Origin of the sequence: Labrys wisconsinensis (assembly GCF_030814995.1) — a bacterium.
GTDB classification, from domain to species: domain Bacteria; phylum Pseudomonadota; class Alphaproteobacteria; order Rhizobiales; family Labraceae; genus Labrys; species Labrys wisconsinensis.
On sequence record NZ_JAUSVX010000008.1, the window covers coordinates 219,114 to 233,209 of the forward strand.

Sequence of the window (14,096 nt, forward strand, 5' to 3'; positions counted from 1 at the left end):
AGGACCGACTCGAAACAGACGGCGGGTTCAGGCATGGTGATGCCGAGCCTTTCCGTCCTTACCCCGGTTCCCGCATGACCGTCGCCGCCATCGAGCAGGCCCCGCCCATCGCGAAGACCGCCTCCACCGGCGGCCTTTTCTCGGTGGCGACGCTGGGCGTCGTGCCGTTCTTCATCTTCGCGCTGCTGTTCCTGATCGTGCCGACCTGCATGCTGATGGTCGGGGCCTTCCAGGACAAGGCGGGCAATCCGACGCTCGGCAACTTCGTCGAGCTCCTCAACCGGCCCGACCTTCTCGCCTCCTACTGGATCAGCATCAAGATCAGCGTCGCCTCCGCCGTCGGCGGCGCCATCATCGGCTTCTTCATCGCCCATGCCGTGGTGTCGGGGGTGCTGCCGTCCTGGCTGAGGCCGGCGGTGATGACCTTCTCGGGCGTCGCCTCGAACTTCGCCGGCGTGCCGCTCGCCTTCGCCTTCGTCGCCACCGTCGGGCGCGTCGGCCTCGTCACCGTGCTGCTGCGCGACTGGTTGGGCATCAACATCTATGCCCACGGCTTCAACCTCCTGAGCTTCTGGGGGCTGACGCTGACCTATCTCTACTTCCAGATCCCGCTGATGGTGCTGATCCTGGTGCCCGCCCTCGACGGCATGAAGCGGGAATGGCGCGAGGCCTGCGCCATCCTCGGCGGCAGCGCCTATCACTACTGGCGCTATGTCGGCGTGCCGGTGCTGTGGCCGAGCATCATGGGCGCGACGCTGCTCCTGTTCGCCAACGCCTTCGGCGCCGTGGCAACCGCCTATGCGCTCACCGGCTCCTCGCTCAACATCGTCACCATCCAGCTCTTCGCCCAGATCCGCGGCGACGTGCTGAACGATCCCAATCTCGGCTTCGCGCTGGCCTTCGGCATGATCGTGGTGACATGCCTGTCGAACGGCGCCTATATCTGGCTGCGCAGCCGCGGCGAGAGGTGGCTTCGATGAAACGCTCCTCGCTTTTCGCCTGGGTGATCCTCGCCTTCGGCGCCACCTATTTCATCCTGCCGCTGCTGGCGACCTTCGAATTCTCCCTGCGCATGGTGCGGGGCGAGTACAGCTTCGAAGCCTATCGCGTCGTCTTCGGCGATCCCAACTTCCAGGAAACCTTCCTCTATTCCGTGACGCTGGCGGTGGCGAGCATCCTGGTCGGCACGCTCCTGGTGGTGCCGACGGCCTATTGGGTGCGCCTGAAGCTGCCGCAGCTGCGCTCGGTGGTCGAGTTCATCACGCTGCTGCCCCTGGTGATTCCGGCGATCGTGATCGTGTTCGGCTATCTCCGGCTCTACAATTCCTCTTCCTGGCTGCCGTTCACCGCCTCGGCGGGGGCGACCAACGTGCTCCTCACCTTCGGCTATGTGACGCTGGCGCTGCCCTACATGTACCGCACGGTCGACACGGGCCTGCGCGCCATCGACGTCAAGACCCTGACGGAGGCGGCCGAATGCCTCGGCGCGGGCTGGCCGACGATCCTGTTCAAGATCATCCTGCCGAACGTGCGCTCGGCGGTGCTGAGCGGCGCGTTCCTGACCTTCGCCATCGTCATCGGCGAGTTCACCTTCGCCAGCCTGCTCAACCGCCCGGCCTTCGGTCCCTATCTCCAGCTGATCGGCGCCAACCGCGCCTATGAGCCTTCGGCGCTCGCCATCATCGCTTTCGCTGTCACCTGGGCCTGCATGGGCCTCATCCAGATCTTCGGCCGGGCGCGCGGCGCCCCGGCCGCGAGATGAAGGAGCTGGGATAATGGCCTTCCTCGAGATCGACAAGCTCCAGCGGACCTTCGGCGGCAACACCGGCGTCCGGCATTTCGACTTCGCCGCCGAGAAGGGCGAGTTCATCTCGCTGCTCGGGCCGTCGGGCTGCGGCAAGACCACGGTGCTGCGCATGGTGGCGGGCTTCGAGAAGCCGGCGTCCGGCACGATCCGCGTCAACGGCGCCGACGTCACCGCTCTCAGCCCGAACCAGCGCAATGTCGGCATGGTGTTCCAGGCCTATGCGCTGTTCCCCAACATGACGGTGGCGCAGAACATCGCTTTCGGCCTCAAGGTCGCCAAGCGCCCGCCGGGCGAGATCGCGGCGCGGGTCGACGAGATGCTGAAGCTGATCAAGCTGCCGACCCATGCGGAGCGCTATCCCTACCAGCTCTCCGGCGGCCAGCAGCAGCGCGTCGCCCTGGCGCGCGCCCTGGCGGTGAAGCCGCAGATGCTGCTGCTCGACGAGCCGCTGTCGGCGCTCGACGCCAAGATCCGCGTGTCGCTGCGCGACGAGATCCGCGACGTGCAGCGCAAGCTCGGCATCACCACCCTGTTCGTGACCCACGATCAGGAGGAGGCGCTGACCATGTCGGATCGCATCGTCGTCATGAACGAGGGGCGGATCGAGCAGGTCGGCACGCCCTTCGAGATCTACAACCGGCCGCGCACCCGCTTCGTCGCCTCCTTCGTCGGCACGCTCAACCTGCTGGAAGGCAAGGTCGTCGATGCGGCGGCGGGACGCCTCAGCGTCGACGGCCAGGAGATCGTCGTGGCCGGCGGCCTGAACGGCGCGGCGGCCGGCGACAGGGCGACCGTGGCGCTGCGCCCGGAAGGCATCGCGCTGTCGCAGGGCGGCGATCAGTCCAACCGCCTCAACGGCGTGATCGAGGATGTCGGCTTCCAGGGCGCCATCGTGCGCATGCGGGTGCGCTGCAACGGCACGATGATCTCGCTCGACAGCTTCAACAGCCCGAGCGCGCCGCCGCCGGCGCCGGGCGTGCCGGTGACGCTGTCCTTCTCGCGCGACCTGCAGGTGCTGGCGGAGGCGCCGGCCGTCTGAGCCGGCGCAGCGAGCCTGCCTTCGATGCTCGCGCTGAGGCAGGTCCGGCCCGAGGATCTGCAGGCGCTCTACGCGATCTCCCTGGCGACAGGCCATGAGGGAGGGGACGCCTCGCATCTCCATGGGGACGGCCGCCTGATCGGGCACATCTATTCGGCGCCCTATGCCTCGCTCGATCCGGCCCTGGTGCTGGTGGCCGTCGACGCGGCCGGGGCCTGCGGCTTTGCGGCCGGCGCCCTGGACACGGCGGCCTGGGAAGACCGGCTCGAACGCGAGTGGTGGCCGGCGCTCCGCCGCCGCTACGCCGATCCCGGTCTCGTCCCGATGCCGTCATGGACCGCGGACCAGCGACGCGCCTTCATGATCCATCATCCCGCGCGCACGCCACCCGCCGTGGCCGACGGCTATCCCGCGCATCTCCACCTGAACCTGCTGCCGCGCGCGCAGGGGCGCGGTCTCGGTCCGCGGCTGCTGGCGGGCTGGCTGGATCTGGCGGCGCCGCGCGGGACCGCCGCCCTGCATGTCGCCGTCAACCGCGCCAATGCAAGGGCGGTCGGATTCTGGGAACGGCAGGGGTTCGCGGTTCTCGAAGGCCCGCCGGCGGGCCGGACCTTGTGGATGGGCCGAGGCTGAGCCTGCCGATAGCGACTGTCGCAGCCGGGCTTTCCGCTGCCTTCGCCCGCTCTACGCCGCCTCGGCATGCAGGATGTAGAGCTTGCGTGTCGTCTCGTGGATCGTCCACTCGCCGCTCCAGCCCTTCGGCAGCACCAGAACCTCGCCGGCGCGCACCTCCCGGGTGCGGCCGTCCTTGTCGTGCAGCGAGGCCCGGCCGGAGACGATATGGCAGGTCTCGGAATTCTCGTCGCGCGAGGCGGTGAAGCGGCCGGGCGTGCATTCCCATACGCCGATCTCCAGGCGGCCGTCCGGCGAGGTCCACAGGGTCTTCGCGGCTTCGTGCTGATCGCCTTCGATCGAGGTCGGCTTGGGCTGCAGGGCGCCGAGATCGATGGCGGCGAGATGGGCGAAGGTCTGAAATGCGATCATGTGCGGTCCGGCAGGGCAGGGGATGCGGGGTGTCGCCGGGCTCAGCGCCCGGTGATCCTGTTGGCGAGGGTGGCGATGCGCGAGGTGTGCTCGAGGCCGGCGGCCTCGCGCCGGTCCGCCATGTGGTAGAGATGGTACATGGAATGGATGCCGAGCCAGCGCAGCGGCTCCGGCTCCCATTCGCGCACCGAGCGGTTGACCCAGGGCAGGCGGGTCAGCGGCGTGTCCTCATCCAGGATCAGGTCGGCCAGGGTGCGGCCTGAAAGGTTCGAGGAGGAGACGCCGAGGCCGACATAGCCGCCGGCCCAGGCGATGCCGCTCTTGCGGTCGAGCCCGACGGTGGTGCACCAGTCGCGCGGCACGCCGAGCACGCCGCACCAGGCATGGTCCATCCTCAGGTCCCTGGTCTGCGGCAGCACCCGCCTCAGGATGGCGTAGAGCTGGTCGATGGTCTCCTGCTGGGTGCGGCCGCGCATGTCGGTGCGCGAGCCGTAGCGATAGGGCACGCCGCGCCCGCCCATGGCGATGCGCCCCTCGCGGGTGCGCTGGGCATAGCAATAGGCGTGGGAGGCATCGCCGAGGAGCTCGTAGCCGTTCCAGCCGATCTCGGCCCAGAGCGCATCGGACAGCGGCTCGGTCATCAGGATGGCGCTGTTCATCGGGATCCACAGCCGCTCGAAGCCGGGAATGCCGGCGGTGAAGCCCTCGGTGGCACGCACGATGATCGGCGCCCTCACCGTGCCCCGCGTCGTCGTCACCGCGCCCTTGTCGATGCGGGTCACCTCGGTCTGCTCGAAGATCGGCACGCCCAGACGTTCGACCACGGCGGCGAGCCCGCGCACCAGCTTGGCCGGCTGCACCCGCGCGGTGCCGTGATGGACGAAGCCGCCCAGCGCCTTGTCGACATTGATGCGCGCCCGCATCTCCTCGCGGCCGATCAGGCTGACGCGCTCGCGCGGGACGTTCCAGGCGAGGGCCGTCTCGTAGTCCGCCTTGATGCGTTCGAGCTGCGGCCGGTTGGTGGCCACCGTCAGCGTGTCGGCGCGGCGGATGTCGGCGTCGATGCCTTCCCTCTCGGTGACGCCGATCACCTCGTTCACGGTGCCGTGCATGGCGGTCTCCATGTCGGTGACGGCGCCGCGCGAGGCGGTTGCCGCATATTTCTCGCGCGACCAGCCGAAGCCGCCGGAGAGCCAGCCGCCGTTGCGCCCCGAGGCGCCGAAGCCGGCGAACTCCTTCTCGAGGATGACGATGGAGATGTCGGGCCTGGCCTGCTTCAGGTAATAGGCGGTCCACAGGCCGGTGAAGCCGCCGCCGACCACGCAGACATCGGCGCTGCGGTCGCCGGGCAGGGGCGCGCGACAGGCCGGCACGCCGCCGATATCGGCATACCAGAACGAGACGTTGCCGTTGACCTTGACGTCCATGGCGGGGTCCTGCGGGGGGCGGGGATCAGGTGAGCGTCAGCTCGGCGCGATCATCGTCGGCGAGCAGCTTGGAATCGGCGATCGACCAGGACAGGCTGACCTCGTCGCCGATGGCGAAGGGAGCGGTCTCCGGCGGCGTGCGCACGACGGCGACCGAGCCGTCGCGCAGCGTCACCTGGTATTTCGAGCCCGAGCCGAGATAGATCGCCTCGCTCACCCGGCCGGCGAGGCCGTTGCGGCCCTCGGCCGGCGCCGCGGCCGCAGGGGCTAGCGACAGCCGCTCGGGGCGCAGCAGGATCACCGGCTTGCGCCCGTCGGCCAGCCGGTCCCGGGCGAGGACCCTCTGGCCGGCGAGGGTGAGGCAGGTCTCGCCGCCCGATGTCTCGGCCGCGCCGCGCAGGGTGGTGGATTCGCCGATGAACCGGCCGACGAACAGCGTGGCCGGCTCGTCATAGAGCGCGCGGCCGGTGCCGACCTGCTCGATGCGGCCCTGGTTGAACACCGCGATGCGGTCGGACAGGACCAGCGCCTCCTCCTGGTCGTGCGTGACATAGACGAAGGTGGTGCCGAGCTCGCGATGGATGCGCTTGATCTCGAGCTGCAGCCATTCGCGCAGCTTCTTGTCGAGGGCGCCGAGCGGCTCGTCCATCAGCAGCAGCGGCGGGTCGAACACCATGGCGCGGGCGAGCGCCACGCGCTGCTGCTGGCCGCCGGAGAGCTCGCTGGGAAAGCGGTGGGCGAAGTCGGTCATCTTGACCATGTCGAGCGCGCGGCGCACGCGCGCCTCGCGCTCGGCCTTGCCCAGGCCGCGCAGGACGAGGGGATAGGCGACGTTCCGGCCCACGGTCATGTGCGGGAACAGGGCGTAGTGCTGGAAGACGACGCCGATATTGCGCTTGTGAGCGGGCAGGCCGGCGATGCTGCGGCCGCCGAGCGCGAGGTCGCCCGACGTGAGGTCGGTGAAGCCTGCGACCACGTTCAGCGTCGTGGTCTTGCCCGAGCCGCTGGGGCCGAGCAGGGTCATGAACTCGCCGGGCTCGATGTGCAGGCTGACATCGTCGAGCGCGGTGAAGCCGCCATAGCGCTTGACGGCGTTGCGGATGTCGATGGCGGCGCCGCGCTCGCCGCCCTGAGGCATGGGCATCTCAGCTCCTCCTGGGTTTGGCGCCGACGATCAGCCCTGCGGCGATCAGGAGCGAGGTGGCGAGGAAGACGATGGTCCCGACGGCGGCCACCGTAGGGTCGGCGTCACGGGTGATGCTGGTGAAGATCTGCACCGGCAGCGTCTTCAGATAGGGGTTGGTGATGAACAGGGCGACGATGATCTCGTCGAAGGAGGTGACGAAGGCAAAGAGCAGGCCGGAGAGGATGCCCGGCAGGATCAGCGGCAAGGTGACGGTCCGGAAGGTGGTGAGCCGGTCGGCGCCCAGGCTCGCCGCCGCCGTCTCCAGCCGCACGTCGAAGACTTCCAGGTTGGCCGACACCGCGATGATGACGAAGGGGATCGCCAGCATGGTGTGGGCGACGACGAAGCCGATATCGGTGCCGACGAGCTGGAGGTTGAGGTAGACGGAGTAGATGCCGACCGCCAGGACCACGCCCGGCACCACCATCGGCGTGATCAGGACGGCGCGCAGGATGCCGGCCGCCGAGCGCTTCATCCGGCTGAGGCCGAGGGCGGCCAGGGTGCCGATCACGGTGGCGGCGACGGCGACGAACGCGGCGATCCTGAGCGAATTGAAGAAGCTCGCCGACCAGTCCGGATTGGTGAAGAAGTTCTCGTACCATTGCCAGGAGAAGCCGACCGGCGGGAAGGCGAGCGACTTGTTGGCGTTGAACGACATCGGGATGATGACGAGCGTCGGCAGCACCAGCCAGATGGCGACGAGCAGGCAAAACAGGGCGAGGATGAGGCGCGGCAGGCTCATCGGCGCGCACCCGAGGCCTGCTTGTGGCGCTGGCGCATCAGCGGCCCGGCCAGGGCCAGCAGCGCGAAGGTGGCGACCAGCAGCACCACGCCCATGGCGCCGCCCCGGCCCCAGTTGAGCAGGCTCAGCACCTGTGTCTGCACCAGCGTGGAGAGCATGGTGCTGCGCGGCCCGCCGAGCAGGGCCGGCGTGATGTAGAAGCCGAGCGACAGGATGAAGACGATGATCGCGCCGGCGAAGACGCCCGGCAGCGACAGAGGCAGGTAGACCTGCAGGAAGGCGAGGCTGGGCCGGGCGCCGAGGCTGCGCGCCGCCTGGACCAGGCGCAGGTCGATGCCGCGCATCACCGAGTAGAGCGGCAGGATCATGAAGGGCAGCAGCACCTGCGCCATGCCGATGACGACCCCGACCGGGGTGCGGATCAGTCGCACCGGGCCGAAGCCGAGGGCGGCGATCGCCGAATTGATCACGCCGGAATCCTGCAGGAGGATCACCCAGGCGAGGGTGCGCACCACGCCGCTGACCCAGAACGGCACCAGCACGGCGAGGGTGAGGACGAGGCGCGTGCGCGGCCCGACCGCGGTCATCAGATAGGCATAGGGATAGGCGGCGATCACGCAGACCAGGGTCACCCAGGCGGCGATGGAGAAGGTGCGCGCGAGCACCGTGAGGTTGACCGGGGTGGAGAAGAACCAGGCATAGTTCTGCAGCCCCCAGGCCGGCTCCGCCAGGCTGCGCAGGACCACCGTCAGCAGCGGGTAGCCCATGGCGGCGGCCAGCAGCAGCACGGCCGGCACGGTCAGGAGCCAGGGATGGGCGGCGAGCCGCCAGGGCCGGCCGGCCCTCCCGGGTGGCCGAGGGACGATGCCCTCGGCCGGGGATGCGGAAGCGGCTGCGCTCACGCCTTGATGCTCCGGATCCGCGGAGGATGCATCAGTTGCCGGCCATCAGGGCCGCCCACTTCTCCGAGGCGGCGGCGAAGTTGTCGACCCAGAACTTGATGTTCTGCTGGTAGCCCTGCTTGGTGCGCTCGGGGGTGTTGGTCAGGAAGGCCGCCACATTGGCGTCGACCTTCGGCTGGGCCTGGTCGTGCACCGGGGAGTAGGAGGTCTTCTCCGACAGGATCTCCTGGGACTGCTTGCCGAGATAGGCGTTGATCAGCGCATAGGCGGCGTCGGGGTCCTTGACGCCGACGGGGATCGCCAGCTGGTCCTTGACCACCAGCCAGTCCTGCCAGACCGGGGTGTACTTGGCGCCGTTCTTGAGCGCGGTCATGGCGCGCCCGGTCCACATCAGCAGCATGTCGGCTTCGCCGGACTCGGCGAGCTGCTGGGATTCGGCGCCGGTCTTCCAGAAGATGGTGTCGGGACCGATCGCCTTGATCTTGGCGATGCCCTTGTCGATATCGGCCGGGGTCAGGTGCTCGACGGAGCCGCCGTCGGCGAGGATCGCCTGCTCGATCAGGCTGCCGACGGGGTTGCCGCTGCCGTCGATGCCGCGCACGCCGGGGAAGGTCTTGGTGTCGAAGAAGTCCTTCCAGCTCGTCGGCGGATGATCCTTGTAGGCGGCGGTCTTGTACATCAGCACCATGCCGTAGTTCATGGCCGGCACGCTGCACTCGCCGACCTGGCCGGGCGGGATGTGGGAGATGTCGATCTTGGAGAAGTCGAGCTTCTGGAACAGCTTGCCGCAATAGACGTAGGGCGGCAGGTCGTCGGTGTCGACCACGTCCCAGGTGACGTTGCCGGATTCCACCTGCGCCTGCAGCTTGGCGATCTCGGTCGGGCCGTCGTTGAGGAGCTTGACGCCGGACTTGTCGACGAACTCCTTGAGCGCGGCGACCTGGCCGTCCTGGTAGATGCCGCCATAGGACACGAAGGTCAGCGTCTTGCCCTTGAGCGAGCCCTCGGCCACGCTGCCGGCGGCGGGCGCGGTCTGGGCCTGGGCGCCCAGCGTCGCCAGCATGGCGATGGCGGTGGCACCGGCAAAGGCGGCCAGCGTCGATCTGTTGGTCATGGCTTCAGTCCTCGGATGGCCCGCTTCTGGGTTGCGCGGCGCCGGACGCGAGCGTCTTCCGGGCCACATATTGGTCGAGCTCGGCGGCGCCGCTGGTCGGCGGCACGATGATCCACAGCACCTCGGCCGGCGTCGCGCCGACATTGACGGTCTTGTGCGGCGTCGAGGGCGCATATTCGATGCTGTCGCCCTGCTCGAGGACGAAGCTCTCCGCGCCGAGGGTCAGCTGCACCCGGCCGCGCAGGACGACGAACATCTCGTGGGCGCCGCCATGGGTGTAGGCGCCCTCGCCGGTCGAGCCGCCGACGGCGAACTCGCCGGAATAGACCTCGACCTCCTGGATCGGCCGGCGCGACAGCAGCGTCTTGCGATAGCCCTCGCTGACCGGAAGAGCCGGGCGGTCGGCCCGCTTCAGCACCCGGTGCGGGGAGACCTGGGATTCGTCGAAGAGGTCGGCGACGCTGATGCCGAGGGCGTTGGCGATCTGCATCAGCGTGCTGGTGGTGGCGCCGGAGACGCCGCGCTCGAGCTGGCTGAGGAAGCTCGCCGTGGTGCCGGTCCGGTCGCCGAGCTGGCGCAGCGTCAGGCGGCGCGCCGTGCGGAAGGCCTTGACGCGCTCGCCCAGCACCGTGGAGCGGCGCGCCTCCAGGCTGGCGCCGGCTTCCGGGGCATGGTCCTCAGCGATGGTCATGGCGTTTGTGCGCTCTCACTTTACAAGCCATAAAGTGGCCGGCGCCACTTTACAAGATGTGAAGTGCATGACGGCGTCCTCTGTCACCGAGATTTCGTCGCCGCCTGCCAAGATGAAGGCCTGCGGCCGGCTTCCCATCCGGGGGCGGACGGCTCTTGACACGCCGGCCGGCATCGGCGATGCAGCGGGCCATGAGGACCATGTCCGCCTTCGTCCGACGTCCCGCGATGGGCACTCCGGTGCGCCCACGATGACGCTCGCCTGATGCGTTCGTCGTGAGCCGCGCCACAGCGCGGCTTTTTTGTTTCGCCTCACCGCTCCAGGGCAGGAGAGCATGCCATGACCACGCCTTCGGACCTCGCCGACAGACCCGCGGCCGCGACGGCGGTGCGCACCGTCTTCATCGACGGCGAGGCCGGCACCACCGGCCTCGGCATCCGCGAGCGCCTCGCCGCCGTGCCCGGCGTCGCGATCAGGAGCATCGCGCCGGAGCTGCGCAAGGACCTGGCGGCCAAGCAGGCGCTGCTCGCCGAGGTCGACCTGGTCGTGCTCTGCCTGCCCGATGCGGCGGCCAAGGAGACGGTGGCGCTGGTCGACGGCCTCGGCGCCGCCGCGCCGAAGATCCTCGATGCCTCGACCGCGCATCGGGTGGCGCCGGGCTGGACCTACGGCTTCGCCGAGCTGACGCCGGACCAGGCGGGCGCCATCCGGGCCGCCGACCGGGTGGCCAATCCCGGCTGCTATCCCACCGGCGGCATCGCGCTGCTGCGCCCGCTGGTCGATGCCGGCGTCCTGCCGAAGGATTACCCCGTCACCATCAATGCGGTGAGCGGCTATTCCGGCGGCGGCCGCTCGATGATCGAGGATTTCGAGAACGGCCGCGCCCCGTCCTTCGAGCTCTACGGCCTCAGCCTCGAGCACAAGCACCTGCCGGAGACGCAGGTCTATGCCGGCCTGTCGCGGCGGCCGATCTTCGTGCCGTCGGTCGGCAATTTCCGCCAGGGCATGCTGGTGTCGGTCCCGCTGCATCTCGACACGCTGCCGGGCCAGCCGACCGGCGCGGACCTGCACGCCGTGCTGGCCGGGCGCTACGATCCTGCCGGCCTCGTCCGGGTCATGCCGCTCGACGGCCCGGAGATGGTGGCCGGCCGGATCGAGCCGGAGGCCCTCAACGAGACCGACGGGCTGGAGCTGCGGGTGTTCGCCAACGCGGCGCACCGGCAGGCGGTGCTGGTCGCCCGGCTCGACAATCTCGGCAAGGGCGCGTCCGGCGCGGCGGTCCAGAACATCCAGCTGATGCTGGGGGCCTGAGGCCGGACGACTTCACCCGCGGCTGCCCGCGTTCGCGAAGGGGCCTCCTCCTTCGCTGGAATTCCGGCCTGCAAAGAGCTATCTGTGGTCACCAGTGACCACCCGGCGATGGATTGCCCGATGCCGACCGTCAATCTCAGGGATGCCAAGGCTGGGTTCTCGGGCTTGGTCGACAAGGCGATCAATGGCGAGTTCGTGACGATCACCCGCCACGGCAAGCCCGTCGCTGCTCTGGTTTCGGTCGAGGCGGCGGAGATCGCCCGCAAGGCGATCGAGCGCAAGCGCGCCGGCCTCGTCGCCTATCTCAGAACCTTTCCTGGCGGCGATTTCGAGCGCAATCGCTCGCGGTCCCGAGATGTCGAGCTTTGAACGGCTACTTGCTCGACACCAATGTCGTCTCGATGCTTTCGCCGTCGAGGGCCGAGGTGTCGGCAGTGTTTCTCGAATGGCTGGAGCGCCTGGACGGTGAAGGCAGGATCTTTCTGTCGGTTGTCACGATCCACGAGATCGAGAAGGGGATCGCGCTCCTCGAGCACAAGGGAGCCACGGCAAAAGCCGCGGGCCTGAAAGCCTGGCTTGCCGGCCTTGTTTCGACCTATGACGACAAGATTATCGGCCTCGACGCTTCGGGCGCCGCGGCTGCCGGACAGTCGGAGGCCAGGGCGATCTCGTCGGGGCATGACCCGGGCATGGCGGACGCCATCATCGCCGGCATCGCGAAGACGCATGATCTCGTCGTTGTCACCCGCAACGCGCGGCATTTCCGGCCGTTCGGCATAGCAGTGTCGTTGCCCGACGAACTGATCGGATAGGCCCGGATTCCACACATCGGGAGCGGGGACGGCGGCGCGCTGGACTGTCGCGCGCATCCGATCGGCGGTCATGTCGATTGATTCCATACCAACCAGTTGGTATGGTTTCTTCCGGGAGGAGCGATGCCATGCCGGATCAGCCGCAGGGATCGAGAGCCAGGTTGGTGGAGGCTGCGATCGACGTGGTGCGCACCAAGGGCTACACGGCCGCGCGCGTCGAGGACATCTGCGCGGCGGCTGGCGTCACCAAGGGCAGTTTCTTCCACCATTTCGACAGCAAGGATGCGCTGGCGTTGGCCGCTGCGGATCAGTGGCGCGGCTGCGCCGACGCAATTTTCGCGGCTGCCGGCTGCGACGACCTCGCCGATCCGCTCGATCGGCTGATGGCCTATCTCGCCTTCCGCCGGGCGATGATGACCGGCGACCTCGCGCAATGGACCTGCTTCGCCGGCACGGTGATCCAGGAGACCTACCGCACCCATCGCCATCTCAGCGATGCCTGCCAGGCGAGCATCGCCGAGCATTCCGATGCCGTTGCCGCGATCATCGCCGAGGCCATGCGCCGATACGGCATCGAGGGCGACTGGACTGCGCCGAGCCTCGCCCGCCACATCCAGGCGGTGCTCCAGGGTGCCTTCATCCTGGCCAAGGGCGAAGGGCAGGCCGCCGTGGCCGTCGAGAGCATCGACCATCTCAGGCGCTACGTGGCGCTACTGTTCCGTCGTCCGATAGGCTGAAGCGCGGGAGGAAGGCATGACACTGTCGTATCGCTGGACCATCGTCGCGCTCGGCGCGCTGATGTCGTGCGTCGGCGTCGGGACGATGTTCTCGCTGGCGGTGTTCCTCAACCCGATCACCGCCGACACCGGCTGGTCGCATGCCGGCATCTCCAGCGCCATGACCCTCAACTTCCTGGTCATGGGCCTCGGCGGCTTCGGCTGGGGCGCGGCGAGCGATCGCTGGGGGACGCGCATCGTCGTGCTCGCCGGGGCGCTGCTGCTCGGCCTGGCGCTGGTGCTGGCCAGCCAGGCCCAGTCGCTGCTCGCCTTCCAGCTGATCTACGGCATGCTGGTGGGCCTGGCCGCCAGCGCCTTCTTCGCGCCGATGATCGCCACCGTCACCGGCTGGTTCGACAGCCATCGCAGCCTGGCCGTTTCCCTCGTCTCGGCCGGCATGGGCGTGGCGCCGCTGACCATCTCGCCCTTGGCGCGCTGGCTGATCTCGGCCCATGGCTGGCGCCCGGCCATGCTGGCCATCGGCATCCTCGCCTGGATCCTGCTGATTCCGGCCGCCCTGCTGGTCCGGCGTCCGCCCGCGGCGGCATCGGACGGCACCGTCGCCGAGGCCGGCAGGGCCACGCCGGGCATCTCGGTGGCGGACGCGCTGCGCTCGCCGCAGTTCCTGGTGCTCGGGCTGACCTTCTTCGCCTGCTGCGCCGCCCATTCCGGGCCGATCTTCCACATGGTCAGCTATGCCATGGTCTGCGGCGTGGCGCCGATGGCGGCGGTGAGCATCTACAGCGTCGAAGGCCTGGCGGGACTCGGCGGACGCCTGCTGCTCGGCGTGCTGGCCGACCGTTACGGCGTCAAGCCGGTGCTGGCCGCCGGCCTGCTGGCGCAGGCGCTGGCGATCGGCACCTATCTCTTCGTCGACCGACTCGGCGAGTTCTATGCGCTCGCCATCGTCTTCGGCGGCGCCTATGGCGGGGTGATGCCGCTCTACGCAACGCTGGCGCGCGAGTATTTCGGCCAGGCGATCATGGGCACCGTCCTCGGGGCGGCGACGCTCTTGTCCAGCCTCGGCATGGCGCTCGGCCCGCTGGCCGGCGGCTGGGTGTTCGACAGCTTCAAGGGCTATGCGTGGCTGTTCGTCGGCTCCTGCGCCGTCGGGCTCGGCGCCGTGGCGATATCCCTGGCCTTCCCGCCGGCACGGCCGATCAGGCTGCAGCCGGCCTGAGAGCGGTCGGGGCGGGGCGCGCCCCAAACAAAAACGCCGGTCTCGCGAGAGGCCGGCGTCGGATG

Annotated in this window: 16 protein-coding genes; 9 read left to right on the forward strand and 7 right to left on the reverse strand. The window is 69.0% G+C overall.

What is annotated here, in order from left to right; translation table 11 throughout:
• Positions 1 to 74: 74 nt before the first annotated feature.
• From QO011_RS21435 to QO011_RS21450, 4 genes are read left to right on the forward strand one after another with little or no spacing between them, the layout of a single operon-like run.
• A complete protein-coding gene (locus tag QO011_RS21435) occupies positions 75 to 980 on the forward strand; it encodes an ABC transporter permease (protein ID WP_307276140.1) in 906 nt (301 codons plus the stop codon).
• On the forward strand, positions 977 to 1,762 hold the full coding sequence (locus tag QO011_RS21440) for an ABC transporter permease (protein ID WP_307276143.1): 786 nt from the start codon (positions 977 to 979) through the stop codon (positions 1,760 to 1,762). Before QO011_RS21435 ends, QO011_RS21440 begins: the two co-directional genes overlap by 4 nt.
• A gap of 13 nt (positions 1,763 to 1,775) precedes the next feature.
• Positions 1,776 to 2,846, forward strand: coding sequence for an ABC transporter ATP-binding protein (locus tag QO011_RS21445; protein WP_307276146.1), 1,071 nt, complete (start codon positions 1,776 to 1,778; stop codon positions 2,844 to 2,846).
• 24 nt (positions 2,847 to 2,870) lie between these two features.
• A complete protein-coding gene (locus tag QO011_RS21450; protein WP_307276149.1) occupies positions 2,871 to 3,479 on the forward strand; it encodes a GNAT family N-acetyltransferase in 609 nt (202 codons plus the stop codon).
• A 51-nt stretch (positions 3,480 to 3,530) separates the two neighbouring features.
• On the opposite strand, the gene QO011_RS21455 is transcribed toward QO011_RS21450, so the two are convergent.
• From QO011_RS21455 to QO011_RS21485, 7 genes are read right to left on the reverse strand one after another with little or no spacing between them, the layout of a single operon-like run.
• Positions 3,531 to 3,890: a cupin domain-containing protein gene (locus tag QO011_RS21455; RefSeq protein ID WP_307276152.1), complete on the reverse strand. Its 360-nt coding sequence runs from the start codon at positions 3,888 to 3,890 to the stop codon at positions 3,531 to 3,533.
• Between the two features lie 41 nt (positions 3,891 to 3,931).
• Positions 3,932 to 5,317, reverse strand: a complete 1,386-nt coding sequence (locus tag QO011_RS21460) for an NAD(P)/FAD-dependent oxidoreductase (protein WP_307276155.1) — start codon at positions 5,315 to 5,317, stop codon at positions 3,932 to 3,934.
• A gap of 25 nt (positions 5,318 to 5,342) precedes the next feature.
• Positions 5,343 to 6,455 carry an ABC transporter ATP-binding protein gene (locus QO011_RS21465; protein WP_307276498.1) on the reverse strand — a complete coding sequence of 371 codons (1,113 nt, stop codon included), beginning with the start codon at positions 6,453 to 6,455 and terminating at the stop codon, positions 5,343 to 5,345.
• Positions 6,456 to 6,462: 7 nt separating this feature from the next.
• Positions 6,463 to 7,245, reverse strand: coding sequence for an ABC transporter permease (locus tag QO011_RS21470; protein WP_307276158.1), 783 nt, complete (start codon positions 7,243 to 7,245; stop codon positions 6,463 to 6,465).
• Positions 7,242 to 8,147, reverse strand: a complete 906-nt coding sequence (locus QO011_RS21475) for an ABC transporter permease (RefSeq protein ID WP_370881990.1) — start codon at positions 8,145 to 8,147, stop codon at positions 7,242 to 7,244. Before QO011_RS21475 ends, QO011_RS21470 begins: the two co-directional genes overlap by 4 nt.
• Before the next feature lie 31 nt (positions 8,148 to 8,178).
• On the reverse strand, positions 8,179 to 9,261 hold the full coding sequence (locus QO011_RS21480) for an extracellular solute-binding protein (RefSeq protein ID WP_307276161.1): 1,083 nt from the start codon (positions 9,259 to 9,261) through the stop codon (positions 8,179 to 8,181).
• Positions 9,262 to 9,265: 4 nt separating this feature from the next.
• Complete coding sequence (locus tag QO011_RS21485; protein WP_307276164.1) at positions 9,266 to 9,952, reverse strand: helix-turn-helix domain-containing protein; 687 nt, start codon at positions 9,950 to 9,952, stop codon at positions 9,266 to 9,268.
• A gap of 339 nt (positions 9,953 to 10,291) precedes the next feature.
• Here QO011_RS21485 and argC point away from each other — a divergent pair, with 339 nt between their 5' ends.
• The 5 genes from argC to QO011_RS21510 all read left to right on the forward strand — a co-directional run bounded on the left by argC (position 10,292) and on the right by QO011_RS21510 (position 14,031).
• Positions 10,292 to 11,263, forward strand: a complete 972-nt coding sequence (gene argC, locus QO011_RS21490) for an N-acetyl-gamma-glutamyl-phosphate reductase (protein WP_307276167.1) — start codon at positions 10,292 to 10,294, stop codon at positions 11,261 to 11,263.
• Positions 11,264 to 11,383: 120 nt separating this feature from the next.
• The gene (locus tag QO011_RS21495; protein WP_307276171.1) at positions 11,384 to 11,632 is read left to right on the forward strand and encodes a type II toxin-antitoxin system Phd/YefM family antitoxin; all 249 of its coding nucleotides are present in this window, start codon (positions 11,384 to 11,386) and stop codon (positions 11,630 to 11,632) included.
• An 8-nt stretch (positions 11,633 to 11,640) separates the two neighbouring features.
• On the forward strand, positions 11,641 to 12,075 hold the full coding sequence (locus QO011_RS21500) for a PIN domain-containing protein (protein WP_307276174.1): 435 nt from the start codon (positions 11,641 to 11,643) through the stop codon (positions 12,073 to 12,075).
• A 128-nt stretch (positions 12,076 to 12,203) separates the two neighbouring features.
• Complete coding sequence (locus tag QO011_RS21505) at positions 12,204 to 12,812, forward strand: TetR/AcrR family transcriptional regulator (RefSeq protein ID WP_307276177.1); 609 nt, start codon at positions 12,204 to 12,206, stop codon at positions 12,810 to 12,812.
• A gap of 16 nt (positions 12,813 to 12,828) precedes the next feature.
• Positions 12,829 to 14,031: an MFS transporter gene (locus QO011_RS21510; RefSeq protein ID WP_307276180.1), complete on the forward strand. Its 1,203-nt coding sequence runs from the start codon at positions 12,829 to 12,831 to the stop codon at positions 14,029 to 14,031.
• The last annotated feature ends 65 nt before the right edge of the window (positions 14,032 to 14,096 follow it).